Origin of the sequence: Actinomadura roseirufa (genome assembly GCF_900659635.1) — a bacterium.
Classification (GTDB): Bacteria; Actinomycetota; Actinomycetes; order Streptosporangiales; family Streptosporangiaceae; genus Spirillospora; species Spirillospora roseirufa.
Genome location: NZ_CAACVB010000093.1, coordinates 1 through 16940, shown reverse-complemented (window position 1 = coordinate 16940; position 16940 = coordinate 1). Strand labels below are relative to the sequence as shown.

General features: G+C 72.0%; 20 protein-coding genes. 11 read left to right on the top strand and 9 right to left on the bottom strand.

Annotation, left to right across the window (positions count from 1 at the left end; all coding sequences use genetic code 11):
- Positions 1-56: 56 nt before the first annotated feature.
- The gene (locus E1291_RS20415; protein WP_131739436.1) at positions 57-428 is read right to left on the bottom strand and encodes a tetratricopeptide repeat protein; all 372 of its coding nucleotides are present in this window, start codon (positions 426-428) and stop codon (positions 57-59) included.
- 248 nt (positions 429-676) lie between these two features.
- Here E1291_RS20415 and E1291_RS20410 point away from each other — a divergent pair, with 248 nt between their 5' ends.
- Positions 677-1063: an antibiotic biosynthesis monooxygenase family protein gene (locus E1291_RS20410; protein ID WP_207400834.1), complete on the top strand. Its 387-nt coding sequence runs from the start codon at positions 677-679 to the stop codon at positions 1061-1063.
- A gap of 43 nt (positions 1064-1106) precedes the next feature.
- Here the strand turns inward: E1291_RS20410 and E1291_RS20405 are convergent, their stop codons facing one another.
- Positions 1107-1412 carry a GNAT family N-acetyltransferase gene (locus E1291_RS20405; protein ID WP_370771007.1) on the bottom strand — a complete coding sequence of 102 codons (306 nt, stop codon included), beginning with the start codon at positions 1410-1412 and terminating at the stop codon, positions 1107-1109.
- Between the two features lie 65 nt (positions 1413-1477).
- On the bottom strand, positions 1478-3055 hold the full coding sequence (cimA, locus tag E1291_RS20400) for a citramalate synthase (protein ID WP_131739433.1): 1578 nt from the start codon (positions 3053-3055) through the stop codon (positions 1478-1480).
- Positions 3056-3505: 450 nt separating this feature from the next.
- On the opposite strand from cimA, the gene E1291_RS20395 reads away from it, so the two are divergent.
- Both E1291_RS20395 and E1291_RS20390 read left to right on the top strand, forming a co-directional pair.
- On the top strand, positions 3506-3838 hold the full coding sequence (locus E1291_RS20395; RefSeq protein WP_131739432.1) for a cold-shock protein: 333 nt from the start codon (positions 3506-3508) through the stop codon (positions 3836-3838).
- A gap of 95 nt (positions 3839-3933) precedes the next feature.
- Positions 3934-4494 carry a hypothetical protein gene (locus tag E1291_RS20390; RefSeq protein WP_131739431.1) on the top strand — a complete coding sequence of 187 codons (561 nt, stop codon included), beginning with the start codon at positions 3934-3936 and terminating at the stop codon, positions 4492-4494.
- A gap of 96 nt (positions 4495-4590) precedes the next feature.
- Here the strand turns inward: E1291_RS20390 and E1291_RS20385 are convergent, their stop codons facing one another.
- The 4 genes from E1291_RS20385 to E1291_RS20370 form a co-directional block, all read right to left on the bottom strand.
- Entirely contained in the window at positions 4591-5694 is a 1104-nt protein-coding gene (locus E1291_RS20385) for a branched-chain amino acid aminotransferase (RefSeq protein WP_131739430.1), read from the bottom strand.
- Positions 5695-5865: 171 nt separating this feature from the next.
- Positions 5866-6921 (bottom strand): 3-isopropylmalate dehydrogenase, encoded by a 1056-nt coding sequence (locus E1291_RS20380; RefSeq protein WP_131739429.1) that lies wholly within the window; start codon positions 6919-6921, stop codon positions 5866-5868.
- Between the two features lie 38 nt (positions 6922-6959).
- On the bottom strand, positions 6960-7988 hold the full coding sequence (locus tag E1291_RS44050; RefSeq protein ID WP_131739428.1) for a serine/threonine-protein kinase: 1029 nt from the start codon (positions 7986-7988) through the stop codon (positions 6960-6962).
- A gap of 11 nt (positions 7989-7999) precedes the next feature.
- Positions 8000-8527 carry a hypothetical protein gene (locus E1291_RS20370; protein ID WP_131739427.1) on the bottom strand — a complete coding sequence of 176 codons (528 nt, stop codon included), beginning with the start codon at positions 8525-8527 and terminating at the stop codon, positions 8000-8002.
- A 160-nt stretch (positions 8528-8687) separates the two neighbouring features.
- Here E1291_RS20370 and E1291_RS20365 point away from each other — a divergent pair, with 160 nt between their 5' ends.
- From E1291_RS20365 to E1291_RS20345, 5 genes are all read left to right on the top strand, one after another.
- Entirely contained in the window at positions 8688-9380 is a 693-nt protein-coding gene (locus tag E1291_RS20365) for a hypothetical protein (RefSeq protein WP_131739426.1), read from the top strand.
- A 213-nt stretch (positions 9381-9593) separates the two neighbouring features.
- The gene (locus tag E1291_RS20360) at positions 9594-10586 is read left to right on the top strand and encodes a zinc-binding dehydrogenase (protein ID WP_207400833.1); all 993 of its coding nucleotides are present in this window, start codon (positions 9594-9596) and stop codon (positions 10584-10586) included.
- Positions 10587-10718: 132 nt separating this feature from the next.
- The gene (locus tag E1291_RS20355) at positions 10719-10892 is read left to right on the top strand and encodes a hydrophobic protein (RefSeq protein ID WP_131739425.1); all 174 of its coding nucleotides are present in this window, start codon (positions 10719-10721) and stop codon (positions 10890-10892) included.
- A gap of 171 nt (positions 10893-11063) precedes the next feature.
- Positions 11064-11495 (top strand): lamin tail domain-containing protein, encoded by a 432-nt coding sequence (locus E1291_RS20350; protein ID WP_131739424.1) that lies wholly within the window; start codon positions 11064-11066, stop codon positions 11493-11495.
- A 106-nt stretch (positions 11496-11601) separates the two neighbouring features.
- Entirely contained in the window at positions 11602-12333 is a 732-nt protein-coding gene (locus E1291_RS20345) for a MerR family transcriptional regulator (protein WP_131739423.1), read from the top strand.
- Between the two features lie 20 nt (positions 12334-12353).
- Here the strand turns inward: E1291_RS20345 and hypB are convergent, their stop codons facing one another.
- Entirely contained in the window at positions 12354-13160 is an 807-nt protein-coding gene (gene hypB / locus E1291_RS20340; RefSeq protein ID WP_131739422.1) for a hydrogenase nickel incorporation protein HypB, read from the bottom strand.
- Positions 13153-13488, bottom strand: a complete 336-nt coding sequence (locus tag E1291_RS20335) for a hydrogenase maturation nickel metallochaperone HypA/HybF (protein WP_131739421.1) — start codon at positions 13486-13488, stop codon at positions 13153-13155. The genes hypB and E1291_RS20335 overlap by 8 nt, the downstream gene beginning before the upstream one ends.
- 183 nt (positions 13489-13671) lie before the next feature.
- Here E1291_RS20335 and E1291_RS20330 point away from each other — a divergent pair, with 183 nt between their 5' ends.
- The 3 genes from E1291_RS20330 to E1291_RS42115 all read left to right on the top strand — a co-directional run.
- Positions 13672-14721: an NADH-quinone oxidoreductase subunit B family protein gene (locus E1291_RS20330; protein WP_207400832.1), complete on the top strand. Its 1050-nt coding sequence runs from the start codon at positions 13672-13674 to the stop codon at positions 14719-14721.
- Positions 14722-14747: 26 nt separating this feature from the next.
- A complete protein-coding gene (locus E1291_RS20325; protein ID WP_131739420.1) occupies positions 14748-16514 on the top strand; it encodes a nickel-dependent hydrogenase large subunit in 1767 nt (588 codons plus the stop codon).
- Positions 16514-16940, top strand: a 427-nt coding sequence (locus E1291_RS42115) for a NifU-related iron-sulfur-binding protein (RefSeq protein ID WP_165495211.1), incomplete at its 3' end; no start/stop codon positions are given. The genes E1291_RS20325 and E1291_RS42115, both read left to right, overlap by 1 nt.

Genomic DNA, 16940 nt, shown 5'->3' with positions numbered 1-16940 from the left:
TCGTGGCGGAACGCAGCGATATGCCCGTTGCGTCAGGCGGTCGGCGTCGGGCCGCGTCAGGCGGAGGCGGCGTGCTCCAGGCCGCGGCGGGCCGCCTGCCGCTGGTGCCGGTTGAGCATGTCGGTGATCAGTTCGATGGCGTCCGGGGTGGTGGCGTCCTGGGCCTCGCTGAGCCAGCGGGTGGCCTCGGCCAGCAGTTCCTCCGCGGACTCGTCGGCGCGGCGCGCGTCGGCCAGCCGGCCGAGGACGGCGCCGAGCCGCAGGGCGGCGTCGGCGCGGTCGGACTCGGCGGCCCGCCGGTACCAGTCGGCGGCCGCCTCCAGGTCGCCCTCGCGCTCGTACATCTCGCCGAGCCCGAACGCCATGTCGGCCCACGTCCCGTCCGTGGGACGCCCAAGATCCTCGGGGCTCCAGGGGCGGACGGACATACGATCACTCCGGCGAATCGGCGGCTGGGGGCGGCGCGCGGATGCCTCACACGAGCCGTGCTGCTCCCCATAGTGGACGCCTGCCGCGAAATCCGCCACCCGTTCGGCCGAGTTGGATGAAATTTCTACCGAACAGCGCCGCAGGCGCCGGAAACACCCCCGGCTCCGCCGCCGCCCCGGCTGCGCTCCGGAGTCCCCGGAACGCGGGCCGGTACGGTGGGCCCGTCGAGATCACGAAGGGGGCCGGAGTGTCCGTAGTGAAGATCAACGTCCTCACCGTCGCGCCGGAGATGCGCGCGGAGATCGAGCGGCGGTTCGCGGGCCGGGCCGGGCTGGTGGAGTCGGCCGAGGGCTTCGAGGGGTTCGAGCTGCTGCGCCCGGTCGAGGGATCGGACCGGTACCTGGTCTACACGAGGTGGCGCAGCGAGGAGGACTTCCAGCGCTGGACGGAGGGCGAGGCGTTCCGGCGTGGCCACGCGCGCGCCGCCGCCGAGGCGGAGCAGCGCCCCGCCGGGGAGGGGCACGGGGAGGGGCACGGCCACGGTCACGGGCACGGCGGGCCGGCCTCCAGCGCCGCCGAGCTGTGGAGCTTCGAGGTCGTCCAGGACGTCCCGCCCAAGCCCGCGGACGGCTGACCGCGACCCGCCGCACGGCCGCGGGCCCGGGAGGTCCAGCGGGTCAGGGGGCGACCAGGTCCTGGTAGTCGGGGTGCCCGTCGATCCACTTCTTCGCGAACGGGCACAGCGGGACCACCGTGAGCCCCTTGGCCCGCACGTCGTCCAGCAGTCCCCGCATGAGCGCGCCGCCTATGCCCCTGCCCCCGAAGGCGGGGTCGACCTCGGTGTGGGTGACGACGATCTGGCCCGGCTGTGTCCGGTACTCGGCGAACCCGGCGAGGGCGTCCCCCTCGCGGATCTCGTAGCGGCTCCGGTCCGGGGCGTCGGTGATCTCTGTGCTCATCCCCCGATGATGCCAGCGCGCCACCGGACGGCACCGGACCGGCCCCCGCGTCACGGCGTCGCGGCGGGCCGGCCCGGGGACGGCCGGGTTCAGCCCGCCTCGTAGCCCGCGTGGAGCAGGCAGTAGGTCACGGCCTCCTCCAGCGCCTGCCAGGACGCGGCGATGACGTTGTCCTCGACGCCGACGGTCCCCCACTCGCGCTCGCCGTCGGCGGACTCGATCAGCACCCGGGTCCGGGCGCCGGTGCCGTGCGTGCCCTCCAGGATGCGGACCTTGTAGTCGATCAGCTCCAGCCGGGCCAGCTCCGGGTAGAGGCGGCCGAGGGCGATGCGCAGCGCGTTGTCGAGGGCGTTGACGGGGCCGTTGCCCTCGCCGGTGGCGATGATCCGCTCGCCCTTGGCGCGCAGCTTGACGGTGGCCTCGCTGACCATGGAGCCGTCGGGGCGGCGCTCCACGATGGACCGCCACGACTCGACCTCGAAGTGCCGCTGCCGGACGCCGGTCAGCTCCTCGCGCAGCAGCAGCTCGAAGGAGGCGTCGGCGGCCTCGAAGGTGTAGCCGGTGGACTCCAGCTCCTTGACCCGCTCGACGACCGCGCGGGCCTTCTCGCCGGACAGGTCGTAGCCGAGCTCGCGGCCCTTCAGCTCGACGGAGGCGCGCCCGGCCATGCTGGAGACGAGCATGCGCATGTCGTTGCCGACGGCGGCGGGGTCGATGTGCTGGTAGAGGTCCGGGTCGACCTTGACGGCGGAGGCGTGCAGCCCGGCCTTGTGCGCGAACGCCGACACGCCCACGTAGGGCTGCTGGGAGGCGGGCGTGACGTTGGTGACCTCGGAGACGGCGTGCGCGATCCGCGTCATCTCGGCGAGCTGGGCGTCGGTGACGAGCCGCATCCCGCGCTTGAGCTGGAGGTTCCCGACGAGCGTGAACAGGTTGGCGTTGCCGCTGCGCTCGCCGTAGCCGTTCGCGCAGCCCTGGACGTGGGTGGCGCCCGCCCGGACGGCGGCCAGCGAGTTGGCCACGGCGCAGCCGGAGTCGTCGTGGCAGTGGATGCCGACCCGGACGCCCTGCGCGACCACGTCGTGGACGATCTCGGCCAGTTCGTCGGGCAGCATGCCGCCGTTGGTGTCGCAGAGCGCGACGACGTCCGCGCCCGCCTCGGCGGCGGTGCGGACGGCCTCCAGCGCGTAGGCGCGGTTGGCGCGGTGGCCGTCGAAGAAGTGCTCGGCGTCGAGGAAGACTCGTTGGCCCTCCGCACGCAGGTGGGAGACCGTGTCGCGGATCATCGCGAGGTTCTCCGCCAGGGTGGTGCGGAGGGCCAGCTCGACGTGCCTGTCGTGACTCTTGGCGACCAGGGTCACGACGGACGCGCCGGAGTCGCGCAGGGCGGCCACCTGGGGGTCGTCGGCGGCCTGCACACCGGCCCGGCGGGTCGCGCCGAACGCGGTGAGCTGCGCGTGCTTCAGGCCGAGCTCTGTTCGAGCCCGCCTGAAGAACTCGGTGTCCTTGGGGTTCGCACCGGGCCAGCCGCCCTCGATGAAGCCGACGCCGAGGTCGTCGAGGTGGCGGGCGATGGCGAGCTTGTCGGCCACGGAGAGGTTGAGCCCCTCCTGCTGCGAGCCGTCACGGAGCGTGGTGTCATAGACGTGGAACGCGTCGCCTTGCATGGTTCGATCCCCCAGGAAAATGGGCCATCAGCGCCAGGACACAAAAAAGACCCCTCACGGACGTGAGAGGTCTGCGCGCCGGCGTTGTCCCGTCAGATGCCGGCGCGCCAGCCGATAATCACGAGGCTGTGGCGCATGATGCGTACCAGTGTGCCACACCGTCCACGATGAGCGCACACGTGTCTCGGATGGTGAGACGTTGGCCGTCCGCGGGGAGGTGGGCCGGGAGAAACGCCCTGCGTTTCCGACTTGGCCTGATGAGGACAATAATGCCGGACCCTGTGTTGCATGGTTCCAATGTTCGCTAATTCACCATATTTCCCCATGTGAGGCCCAGGGAAGCGGGCGGCGGCCCGCGCTACGATGGCGACGCCCGATGCGCATGGGGGCCCTTGCGCGAACCGCGATCACTCACCAAAATTGCCGCAGTCCGCCAGATGAGGGGATCTGATGAGCGGTACTCCCGTCCATGGAACGGTTCGATCATGGGATGACGAGGCGGGCTGGGGAACCCTGGCCTCGTCAGAAGTACCGGGAGACGTCTGGGCGCATTTCTCCGCCGTCCACATGAGCGAGGAAGGGGCCTTCGCCCGGCTCGTTCCCGGTGAGGACGTGGTCTTCACCTGGGAAGAGGCGGAACAGGACGGCTACGCCTACCGGGCCACGGACGTACGGCGGCCTGGGGACCCGCCGCCGGGCCCGGACCCGGACGACCACGACCGCGGAGACGGGGCGACCGCGGACGCCACGATCGACGTCCGCATCGACTGGGATCGCGACTGACCTCTCGGCCGGTCCCGCTCGTCCGTCACATCGGGCGGAGCTTCACGGTGCCCGCGGGGACCCCGGGCGCCGAATCCTCCGAAAGGAACTCTGAAATGCGCATGCGCAGAATCGGCCGTTTCGCCGCCGTCGCCGGCACCGCCGCGACCCTGGCGATCGGCACGGCCGCCGCCGCGAACGCGGCTCCCGCGCAGCCCGCCGGAAAGGCCGCTCCGCAGCATTTCGTCTTCACCAAGAGGCACCAGAGTTACACCTACAAGAACAACGTCGGCCGCTTCCACGCGCAGGTCAAGCTGACCGGCAGGTACTCCAAGAAGTACCCGCTGCCGTGGGCGTTCGTCATCACCAACAAGAAGCTGAAGGCCATCGCGCGGAGCAAGGCGACCTGCGTCGCGACCGGCCTGAACGGCAAGTACCACGACAAGCACGTCGTACCCGTCGGCTACACCTGGCACTCCACGGTGCAGCCGCACCGCGCCAAGAAGGTCTACACGCTCTCGGGCACCTGCACCTTCCGGGTGCAGGTCGGCAACAAGCCGGGCGTCGCGTACGTGGGCTTCGCCTTCCACTACGCGATCAACCCGACCTCGCGGGCCGCGGCCGCGGACGCCTCCGGCGCCTCGGTGCTGACGACGTCGGTCCACATCGCGCCCTGAGCGTCCCCTTCCGGGTGACCGGGGACGCCTGACGCCGATGGCGCGCTCCTCGAAGGCGAGGAGCGCGCCGTCCGGGCGGCCGGGCCGCCCGCCGGTCTAGGCGATCTTGTGCACCCAGCCGTACGGGTCGGGGCGGGTGCCGTACTGGATGCCGATCAGCTCCTGGCGCAGCCGCATCGAGATCTCGCCCGGCTCGCCGTCGCCGATCGTCCACCCGCGGTCGGCGCCCTTGACCTCGCCGACCGGGCTGATGATCGCGGCGGTGCCGCAGCCGAACACCTCGGTGATCTCACCGGACGCGCAGCCGGCCTGCCACTCCTCGATGCTGATCTTGCCCTCCTCGGCGGGGACACCGAGGTCGGGGGCCAGCGTGAGCATCGAGTCGCGGGTGACGCCGGCCAGCAGCGTCCCGGTCAGCGCGGGGGTGACCAGGCGGGCCCGGGCACCGGAGCCGTAGACGAACATCAGGTTCATCGAGCCGACCTCCTCGACCCAGCGGTGCTCCACCGCGTCGAGCCAGACGACCTGGTCGCAGCCCTGCGCGACGGCCTCGGCCTGGCCCGCGAACGACGCCGCGTAGTTGCCGCCGAACTTGGCCTCGCCGGTGCCGCCCGGCGCCGCGCGGGTGTAGTCCTGCGACAGCCACACCGAGACCGGCTTCACGCCGCGCGGATAGTACAGGCCGGACGGGGAGGCGATGACCATGAACAGGAACTCGTTCGCCGGGCTGTTCACGCCGAGGGCGCGGGTCGTGGCGATCATGAACGGCCGCAGGTAGAGGCTGTGGCCCTCGGTGCCCGGCACCCAGTCCCCGTCGGTACTGACGAGCAGTTCGACCGCGTCCACGAACAGCTGCTCGGGGATCTCGGGCATCGCCATCCGGCGCGCGGAGCGGTTCATCCGCGCGGCGTTCATGTACGGCCGGAACGTGACGATCGAGCCGTCCGGCTGCCGGTAGGCCTTGAGGCCCTCGAAGAGCTCCTGGGCGTAGTGGAACACCTGGCTGGCGGGGTCCATCGGGATGGGGCCGTAGGGCTCCAGGCGGGCGTCGTGCCAGCCCTGGTCCGCGGAGTACCGGATCGTGACCATGTGGTCGGTGAAGTACCGCCCGAAGCCGGGATCGGCCAGGATCCGCGCGCGCTCCCCGGCCGTGGCCGGTCGCTCGGTGCGTGTGATCTGGAAGTCCAGGGTGCTGCTCATCACGTTGTCCTCTCGCGGATCGCCTGGTGCGGCCCCGCTGCCGCGCCGGCTTCCTTAATCCCTATTGTCGTACTTCGTCTAGTGCTACTCCTCGTGTCACGGCACGCGCGAAACCGGGCGCGCCGTGGAGGCGCGCCCGGAGTCGTCCTGATCGGACGGGGAGGCGTGCCCCTAGCCGGCTACTCGCTTGGCGATCGCGTCGCCGACCTGCGCGGTGGAGCGGGCGGCGAGCGCGCCCCGCTCGGCGAGGTCGTCGGACACGGCCCGCTCGACGGTGCGGGCGGCCTCGGCCGCGCCGACGTGGTCGAGCAGCATCGCGACCGACAGGATCGTCGCGGTCGGGTCGGCCTTCCCCTGACCGGCGATGTCGGGCGCGCTGCCGTGCACGGGCTCGAACATGGACGGCGCGGTGCGGGCGGGGTTGACGTTGCCGGACGCGGCCAGCCCGATGCCGCCGGCGACGGCGGCGCCGAGGTCGGTGATGATGTCGCCGAACAGGTTGTCGGTGACCACCACGTCGAACCGCCGCGGCTGTCCGACGAAGTACATCGTCGCCGCGTCGACATGGCAGTAGTCGGTGCTGACCTGCGGGAACTCGGCACCGACGCGGCGCAGGACGCGCTGGTAGAGATCACCGGCGAAGGTGAGGACGTTGTCCTTGTGGACGAGCGTGAGCTTCTTGCGCGGCCGGGACGCCGCGACCTCGAAGGCGTACCGGACGACGCGCTCGACGCCGTGGGCGGTGTTCACGCTCTCCTGGGTGGCGACCTCGTGCGGGGTGCCCTTGCGCAGGACGCCGCCGACCCCCGTGTAGGGGCCCTCGGTGCCCTCGCGGACGACGATCATGTCGATGTCGTCCGGCGTCACGCCCGCCAGCGGGGTCTCGACGCCCGGGAAGAGCTTCACCGGGCGGAGGTTGACGTAGTGGTCGAGTTCGAATCTCGCCCGCAGCAGCAGCCCGCGCTCCAGCGTCCCGCTGGGGACGCTCGGGTCGCCCACGGCGCCGAGCAGGATGACGTCCTGCTCGCGCAGCTCCGCCAGGACCGAGTCGGGCAGGGTCTCCCCCGTACGGTGCCAGCGGGCGGCACCGAGGTCGTAGGGCGTCCGCTCGAACGTCAGGCCGGTGGACGGGGCGACGGCCTCCAGGACCTTCAGCCCCTCGGCGACCACCTCGGGACCGATCCCGTCACCGGGGATGACGGCCAGGCGAATGTTGCGTGAGACCATGGCCGCACTCTACTCCAAACGTCTCAGTTCCTGGTCCCTCATCTCACATTCCGGGACCGGGGTCTCGTCCGGGCGGTCCGGTCCGCGCGTCCCCGTCGGGGGCGGGATCCCAGGCCAGCGCGGCGGGCAGGGCGCTCCGGTCGGGGACCCCGAGCCGATCGTAGACGGCGCCGAGGTGGTTGGCCACGGTCCGGACCGACAGCACCAGCCGCTCGGCGATCTCGCGGTTGCCGAGCCCCTGCGCGGCCAGCCGGGCGATCTCCAGTTGCCGCTCGGTGAGGCCGGGCGCGGCGAGCCCCGCGAGCGCCGGGGTGCAGCGCCCTTTCGACGACCTCGTCCAGGCCCCGGGGCAGGTCGTCTCGCTGCTCGCTGAGCCGGTGGCGCCCGGGGAGCGGAGGCCGTCCGGTCAGGAGGAAGCACAGGACCGCGCACAGCGACCAGACGTCGGCGTGACGGGTGACGCGGTCGCCCGAGGCCGTCTCGGGCGCCATGAAACCGGGTGTTCCGGCCCCCCGCCCGCTGCGTGCCCACCCGCCGGACCGGCTGAGCGGGCCGGTCGCCAGGGGCCGGGCGAGCCCGAAGTCGGTGAGCAGCGCGTGCGCGGCGTCCGGTGCGTCGGCGAGCAGGATGTTCGCCGGTGACACGTCGCCGTGGACGAGCCCCTCTTCGTGCACGGCGTCGAGGGCCCCGGCGATCTGCTCGGTGATGTCGAGCGCCTTGCCCAGCGACAGCCTGTCGTAGCGGACGAGCCGGTCGAGCGCGATCCCGTCGACGTGGCGCATCACGATGTAGACGGGCCCGCCGCCCTCGCCTTCGCCGGAGTCGACGATCGCGACCACGTTCGGGTGCGCGACGCGGCGGGCCGCGCTCGCCTCCCGCGCGAATGCGCGGCGGTATTCGGAAATACCCGCGAGCCGCGGGTGGACGACTTTGACGGCCACCGTTTCCGGCTCGCCGTCGGCGCCGTCGGCGCGGGCCGCGTAGACGACGCCCATGCCGCCTTCGCCGATCTTGCGCAGCAGCCGGTAACCGGGAACGGCGGCGGGATCGGGTTCGTCGGTCAGCACGTCAGGTGAGATTACCGAGAATCGGGGACCGGTTCCTCGATTCCCCTTTCCAGCAGTATTTCGTGCAGTTCCGGCAGAGCCGAAACGGCCAGCCGGGTCAGTTCAGCGCGGGCGCGCGGGTCGGCGCACCCGGGCCCGGCCAGCGGGACGAGCAGCCGGAGCAGGCGGGCGCGTTCCTCGTCGTCGGTGGCGCGGGCGAGCTCGCCGGTGAACTGCTCGACCTCCCGCAGCGCCTGCTGCACGAGGTTCGGCCGGTGCGGCTCCTCCAGGAGCAGCGCGAGGAGCCGGAGCAGCCGCCGGGCCGCCCGCCTGACGTCGCCGGTGGTGACCCGCTCCCCGCCGGTCTCCTGGCTGAGCCTGGACCGCTGGGTCCGCAGCCACGGCTCGATGGTGTGCGCCTGCCAGACCGGCCCGGACGCCAGCTCGACGTCGGCCTCCGGCATGCCCCAGCTCCGGCGCTTGCGCCACACGGTGACCGCCTGGCGGGTGAGGCCGAGGGCGTCGGCGATCTCCGCGATGCCGTACAGCTCCCGTGGCACCGAACCTCCAAGGTGACATCTTTGATGACATCGCTTGCCCTCTTTGGGGGCAGCGGCTAGCGTTCCGGTCGACATCTCCGATGACACGAACGTTATCGGAGGGGTCATGACCGAGTCGAGCGGCGGGCCGTCCGGCCCGTCCGGGCGAAAGGAAATGACCATGAAGGACCTTCTGTCGACGGGGACGCGCCGGGTCGTGCGGACCGGGGGCGTGCTCACCTCCGCCGCGGCCGTCGTCCTCGGTGGGGCCGCCCTCGCCGGGGCCGCTCCCGCGCAGGCCGCCCAGGCGCGGGCGGCCAAGACCGGCTACACCCACTCCACGACCCTCAAGACGAACTGCGCGATCTACCACAACTACCCGAAGAGCGGCGTCCCCGCCCGTACGTGGCAGAAGTCGCGCACGGCCTCCGGCAAGCGGACGCACGTCGGCGTGCGCTACACCTACCACCGCTACGCGCTCGTGCTCGACTACGCGCGCAAGGCGGACCCGCAGTGGGGCTTCATCGCCAAGTCCTGCCTGACCGACCCCCGCGCCTACAGCAAGGGCGCCCAGGGCGGCACCCCGCTGCCGGACCTGCGGGCGCCCGGCGGCCACATGGTCCTCAAGAACGTCCCGATCAACCCGCCGCACCCGGGCAAGACCAAGCGGAAGCGGATCGGCGTCGGGACGCTGGGGACCCTGCGCAGCGGGGCGTACTCGTTCGTCATCGGCAACGTCTCGCGCGGGGACTCCTTCTACATCACCACCGAGCACTGCGGGCACCACGGCAAGACCGCGTGGATCCTCGGCTACGCGCCCAACTCCGGACGCTGGGGCTACGTGCAGGCCAAGCACCTGCCCGCCTGCCTCTGAGCGACCCCGGGAGGAGGTCGCGTCGCGCGGTCCGGGGCACCGTCCCCCGGGCCGCGGCGGTGTCCTCCCGGTGCCCCCGAGGGGTCCGGGAGGACACGGCGCGCAGGTACTTCACAGTGTGAGATTCCCTCTCCGTGACGACCTTCACAACCTGCGAAAACGGCTCCGGCCGCTCGTTACGGTGGACCGGTCGATCACGATCGGGGAGGGCCGATGAGCACAATGGCAGCGGTGACGCACGGGGGCGCCCCCGGACTGGACGGTGTCTCCGTCCGGCGCCGGGACGCGCCGGATCCGGGGCCCGGCGAGGTCCTCGTCCGGCTCCGGGCCGCCGGACTCAACCACCGCGACCTGTTCCTGGCCGACGCCCGCACGGCCGCCGACCCCGCCGTCACGCTCGGCTCGGACGGCGCGGGCGTCGTGGAGGCGGCCGGTCCGGGCGCCGCGGCCGCCCCGGGCGCCGAGGTGGTGATCAACCCGTGCATCGGCTGGGACGATCCGGACGACGTGCCGGAGGTCCCGGAGATCCTGGGCGTGCCCGCCGACGGGACGTTCGCCGAGTACGTGGTCGTGCCCGCCCGGAACGTCGCGCCGAAGCCCGCGCACCTGGACTGGGCGGAGGCGGCGGCGCTGCCGCTCGCCGGGCTCACCGCCTACCGCGCGCTGTTCACCCGCGGCGGGCTGCGAGCCGGCGAGCACGTGCTGCTGCCCGGCATCGGCGGCGGCGTGGCCACCCTCGCGCTGGCGATGGCGAAGGCCGCCGGGGCGACGGTCACCGTGACCTCCCGCGTCCCGGACAAGCTCCGGCTGGCCCGCGGGCTCGGCGCGGACCACGCGCTCGGCAGCGGCGACGACTGGTCGGCGGCGCCCGGCGGACCCGCCGACCTCGTCGTGGACGGCGTCGGCTCGGCGACGTTCGCGGCGGGCGTGGCCGCGCTCCGGCCCGGCGGGCGGCTGGTGTCCCTCGGTGCCACCACCGGCGCGGACGTGCCGCTGTCGCTGCGCGACCTCTTCTTCCGCCAGATCAGCGTGCTCGGCACGTCCATGGGCAGTGCCCGCGAGTTCGCCCGGATGCTGGAGTTCGTGACCGAGCACGGCATCCGCCCCGTCGTGCACGGCGCCCGTCCGCTGGACGAGGGCCCGGCCGCGCTCGCCGACCTCGCCGCGGGCGTCCAGTTCGGCAAGCTGGTCCTGTCGATCTCCTAGGGCGCCCGGATCCGGGGGAAACGGGAGACATTCCCATACCCGGGCACGTTGCGTAGTGAGTCGAATTCGTGACCTTACAGCGGCATAGGGGACGAATCTGCGGGGACACAGGGCGACGAGGAGGAACGGAAAATGCCCTGGTTGATGATTCTGGTCCTGCTGCTGGCCCTGGTGCTGCTCGGTGCGGGTTTCGCGTTGAAGCTTCTCTGGATCCTGGCCGTCATCGTGCTCGTCCTCTGGATCCTCGGGTTCGTGGCCCGTGGCACGGGACCGTCCGGTAAACGCGGTCGCTGGTATCGCTGGTAACGCTACGGAAAGCGGCCGGACCCCCTCGGGGTCCGGCCGCCGACGTCTCACCCGGTGCCCTGGTTGGCCGGCGGCCCGCACTGGCCATCACCCTCCAGATGTAGGCGATTACCGGTACATCTAGGGATTCGTCGTGAAGAAGGGATCCACAGGGTGAAAAAGCTCGTCGTTATGGGTGCGACCGTCCTCGCCGGGGCGCTCGGTACGGGGGTGCTGGCCGCCGTCCCCGCCGAGGCCGCGAGCGCCGTCCAGATCCACCGGGTGTACTTCGACTCGCCGGGCAAGGACGACCGCTCGAACGCGTCGCTGAACGGCGAGTGGGTGCAGCTCTACAACTCGGCGCGGACGTCGAGGCAGCTCAAGGGCTACAAGCTGCGGGACAGAACGGGCTACACCTACACCTTCGGCTCGTTCACGCTGGGCGGGCGCAAGTCGGTGTACGTCCACACGGGCAAGGGGTCCAACACGGCGACGCACCGGTACTGGGGCAGGTCGGCCTACGTGTGGAACAACACCGGCGACACCGCCTACCTCCGCTACCCGAACGGGTCCGCGGCGGACTCGTGCTCGTGGGGACGCAAGGGACCCTCGACGTACTGCTAGGGATCCGATGACCGTTCCCCGCGCGGCGTTTCGGTAGGCTTCCGGGGGCGACCGGGAGCGACGCGGCCCGCCCGATGCCGGGGCGAGCGGCGGAAGGACGATCCCGATGGCGCGTGCGGGCGGGACGCTGCGGCCCGTCGACCTGGCGCGGGCGGCGGGGGTATCGACGCAGCAGGTCCGCAACTACGAGGAGGCGGGCGTCCTGCCGCCGGTGCCGCGCACCCCGTCCGGCTACCGCAGGTTCGACGCCGGGCACCGCGCGGCGATGCTCGCCTACCGGGCGCTGGCGCGGGGCTACGGGCCGGACGGCGCCCAGGAGATCATGCGGGCGGTGCACGCCGGAGACGTCGCGCGGGCGCTCGCCCGCGTGGACGCCGGGCACGCCGTCCTGCACGAGCAGCGGCGCTCCCTCGGCGCGGCGGGCGAGGCGCTCGAACTCGTCGCCGCGGACCGGGCCGCGCTGCCCCGCGCGGACCTGCGGATCGGCGAGGTGGCCGCGCGGCTGGGCGTCCGCACGTCCGCGCTGCGCGTATGGGAGTCGGCCGGGCTGCTGGCTCCGGGGCGCGAGCCGGTCACCGGCTACCGCCGCTACGCCCCGGCCGACGTGCGGGACGCGCGGATGGTGCAGCTGCTGCGCCAGGTCCGCTACCCGCTGCCGCAGATCGGGCCCGTTCTGGACGGGTTGCGCCGGACGGGCGGCAGCGGCGCGCTCCGCGAGGCCCTGGAGCGGCGCCGCGCGGAGCTGACCTTCAGGGCGGCGGCCATGCTGGAGGGGTCCAGCGACCTGCACCGGTATCTCGTCGAGTTCCGTGCGGACCTGGTCGTCCCGCCGGGGTGAGCGGCGCCCGGAACCCGGGCTCAGTGCGTCAGCGGTTCGCCGCTCCGGCGCAGGGAGCGCAGCCAGGCGCACCAGCCGGGGATGCCGTCGCCCCGGGCGGCAGACACCAGCAGGACGCGGACGCCGGGGGACACCCGGCGCGCCGCCTCCCGGCAGGCGGCGACGTCGAAGTCGACGTGCGGCAGCAGGTCGATCTTGTTGATCAGCACGACGTCGGCGCGGCGGAACATGTGCGGGTACTTCAGCGGCTTGTCCGCGCCCTCGGTGACCGACATCAGCACGGCCCGCGCGTGCTCGCCGAGGTCGAACAGGGCGGGGCAGACGAGGTTGCCGACGTTCTCGACGAACACCGTCGAGCCGGGCGGGGGAGCGAGCTCGGGCAGCGCCCGCGCGACCATCGCCGCGTCGAGATGGCAGCCGGCGCCGGTGTTGACCTGGACGGTGCGGGCCCCGGCGGCGGCGAGGCGGCGGGCGTCCAGCAGCGTCTCCTGGTCGCCCTCGATGACCGAGACCGGGGGCGCCTCCGGCGGCCGGACGAGGTCGGCGACGGTGCGTTCGAGGAGCGTCGTCTTGCCCGAGCCGGGGGAGCTCATCACGTTGACGGCGGTGACGCCGTGCAGGTCCAGCCAGGCGCGGTTGCGCGCGGCCAGGTCGTCATTGCGGGACAGGACGTCGCGTTCCAGCGTGATGGCGTGCGGGTGGTCGTGCCCGGCGCCGTCGCGGGCGGGCGGGCCGACGGGGGTGAGCCGGACGCCGCCGGCGGTGCCGGTGCCCGCCCCGTTCGGGTCGACGCCGGTTACGGGGGCGCAGCCGCAGGTGTCACACACGGGCGACCTCCACGCCGGTGATCCGCAGGCCGTCGCCGCCGGTGATCGCGACGTCGGCGCTGCCGCACGGGCAGACGGCGAGGGGATCGCGGGCGGCGAAGGAGCCCGCGCAGGCGCGGCAGGTTCCCCGGCCCTCCGGTTCGGTGATCTCCAGCCTGGCCCCGGCGACGCAGGTTCCCTCGCCCGCGAGCTCGAAGCAGAAGCGGACGGCGTCCGGCAGCACGCCGGAGAGCCGGCCGATCTCCAGATGCACGACGGTGACCCTCATTTCGGACAATTGCTCTGAAATTGCATCGATAACGCTTTCGGTGATGGCCAGTTCGTGCACGCCGACGCTTCCGTCCGTTCCCGGTGGCGTTCGCTTGTTTCCCGGTATCGGCGCAGGTCAAACCCAGTCCAATCGGTGACCGCGATCGCGGCTCGGGGTGTTTCGCGGGTTTTTCCCGGGGCACGCAGTGATCAGCCCCCCGGCGCATGGAAGGACGGATCACGTCCAGCGGAGGGGGAAGCGATGGTGAGCGTCGCGCCGACTGCGGCGGGGGTGGACGAGGTCCACATCCTGTGGACGTCGGAGGGCATGAGCTGCGACGGGGACACGGTCTCGGTGACCGCGGCCTCGCTGCCGAGCATCGAGGACGTGGTGCTCGGCGCCGTGCCGGGCCTGCCGAAGGTCCACCTGCACAACAAGGTGCTGGCCTACGAGACCGGTGACGACTTCATGGCGGCCTTCCACCAGGCGGCCCGGGGCGAGCTGGAGCCGTTCGTCCTGGTGGTGGAGGGGTCGATCCCGAACGAGAACATCAACGGCGACGGCTACTGGACGTCCATGGGCAACGACCCGGACACCGGCGAGCCGATCACGCTGAACGAGTGGCTGGACCGGCTCGCGCACCGGGCGTGGGCGGTGGTCGCGATCGGGACGTGCGCGACCTACGGCGGCATCCACGCGATGGCGGGCAACCCGACCGGGTCCATGGGCCTGTGCGACTACCTCGGCTGGGACTTCCGGTCGGCGGGCGGGCTGCCGATCGTGAACGTGCCGGGCTGCCCCGTCCAGCCGGACAACTTCATGGAGACGCTGCTGTGGGTCCTGCACCAGGCGGCGGGCCTGGCGCCGGTGATCCCGCTGGACGAGCAGCACCGCCCGACCTGGCTGTTCGGCAAGACCGTCCACGAGGGGTGCGACCGGGCGGCGTACTACGAGCAGGCCGACTTCGCGCGGGACTACAACTCGCCGAAGTGCCAGGTGAAGGTCGGCTGCTGGGGGCCGGTCGTCAACTGCAACGTCACCAAGCGGGGCTGGATGGACGGCGTGGGCGGCTGCCCGAACGTCGGCGGGATCTGCATCGGCTGCACCATGCCCGGCTTTCCCGACAAGTTCATGCCGTTCATGGACGAGCCGCCCGGAGCGAGCCTCTCCTCGACGCTCCTGCGCACGTACGGGCCGTTCATCCGTGCGATGCGCTCGATCACGAACAAGGGCGCCAACAAGGAACCGAAGTGGCGCCACAACCACGCCGAGCTGACCAGCGGCTACCAGCCCCGCTGGCCGAACCAGTGACCCCGGACGGGGAGTGAGGGAGCGACATGGCCGGCCAGAAGGGCGACCTTGTCGAGGTGGCGTTCGACCCGATCACGCGCATCGTCGGGAACCTCGGCATCTACACCAAGATCGACTTCGCCAACGGGGAGGTGGCCGAATGCCGCAGCACCTCGTCGATCTTCCGCGGCTACAGCGTGTTCATGAAGGGCAAGGATCCGCGGGACGCGCACTTCATCACCAGCCGGATCTGCGGCATCTGCGGCGACAACCACGCGACGTGCTCGGTCTACGCGCAGAACATGGCCTACGGGATCAAGCCGCCGCCGCTCGCGGACTGGATCATCAACCTCGGTGAGGCCGCCGAGTTCATGTTCGACCACACGCTGTTCCAGGACAACCTGGTCTTCGTCGACTTCTGCGAGCGGATGGTCGGGGAGACCAACCCGAGCCTGCTCGCGCGCGCCCGGACCACCGAGGCGCCGCGCGCCTCGATCCACGGGTACAAGACGATCGCCGAGCTGATGGAGGCGTTCAACCCCTTCGAGGGCGCCATCTACAAGGAGGCCCTGCAGTTCAGCCGGGTCACCCGGGAGATGTGCTGCCTGATGGAGGGACGCCACGTCCACCCGTCCACGCTGTACCCGGGCGGGGTGGGGACGGTCGCGACGCCGCAGCTGTTCACCGACTACCTGGTCCGGCTCACCCGCTGTCTCGACTTCATCAAGCGGGCCGTGGCGCTGAACGACGACATCTTCGACTTCTTCCTGGAGGCGTTGCCCGGCTACGACCAGGTGGGGCGCCGCCGGACGTTGCTGGGCTGCTGGGGGGCGTTCCAGAACCCCGAGGTCTGCGACTACGACTACAAGCGCATGACGGAGTGGGGACGCGCCGCCTACGTCACGCCGGGCGTCGTCGTCGACGGACGGCTCGTCACCACTGACCTCGTCGACATCAACCTCGGCATGCGGATCCTGCTGGGCAGCTCCTACTACGACGACTGGGAGAACGAGGAGACGTTCGTCACCCACGACCCGCTCGGCAACATCGTCGACAAGCGGCACCCGTGGAACCAGACGACGCTTCCCCATCCGCAGAAACGCGACCTGAACGGCGGGAAGTACAGCTGGGTGGTCAGCCCCCGGTGGCTGGAGAAGTCGACCGGCGACCATCTGGCGCTCGACACCGGCGGCGGGCCGCTGGCCCGGCTGTGGGCGACCGCGCTGGCCGGGCTGGTCGACACGCCGTACGTGCGGTCCACGGGGCAGAGCGTCCGGATCGACCTGCCGAAGACGCCCGCGACGCCCGAGATGAACCTGGAGTGGAAGCCGCCGGAGTTCGCGAACACCATCGAGCGCGACCGGGCGCGGGTGTACTTCGTCGCCTACGCGGCGGGGATGGCGCTGCACTTCGTGGAGCGGGCGCTGGACGAGGTCAGGGCGGGCCGCACGAAGGTCTTCACCGACTTCGAGGTCCCGGACGAGGCGATCGGCGCGGGCTTCCACGAGGCGGTCCGGGGCGTGCTGTCGCACCACCTCGTGATCCGCGACGGCAAGATCGCCAACTACCAGCCGTACCCGCCGACGCCGTGGAACGCGAGCCCGCGCGACTCCCTCGGAACGCCGGGCCCCTACGAGGACGCGGTCGCCGGGCAGCCGATCTTCGAGGAGAACGGCCCGGACGACTTCAAGGGCATCGACATCATGCGGACCGTCCGCAGCTTCGACCCGTGCCTGCCCTGCGGCGTGCACATGTACGTGGGGAACGGCCGGACGATCGAGAAGAGCCATTCGCCGATGTTCGGTGAGCGGTGATGGGCTGGGACGACGAGCGGGTCCGCGCGCACGTGACCCGGCTGGAGGGGCTGCTCGGCCGACTGGATCCGGCCGCGCTCCCGGCCGTCCAGGCGCTCGTGGAGCTGTACGGCGAGGCGCTGGAGCGGGTGCTGGCGATCGCGGCGGAGGCCGGCGCCGAGGCCGCCCTGACCGGGGACGAGCTGATCGGCCACCTGCTGCTGACGCACGGCCTGCACCCGGAGCCGCCGGAGGTGCGGGTCGGCCGCGCCCTCGGCGCGATGGAGGCCTACCTCGCCGAGCACCGCACGACGGTGGAGGTCGCGGGGATCGACGGCGCCGGGGTGCAGCTGGTCGTCGCGGCGGAGGGCCGCGCTTCGGCGGCCGGGCCCGTGGCGGCGGCGGTGGAGCGGGCGGTGCGGGCGGCGGCGCCGGAGCTGGAGCGGG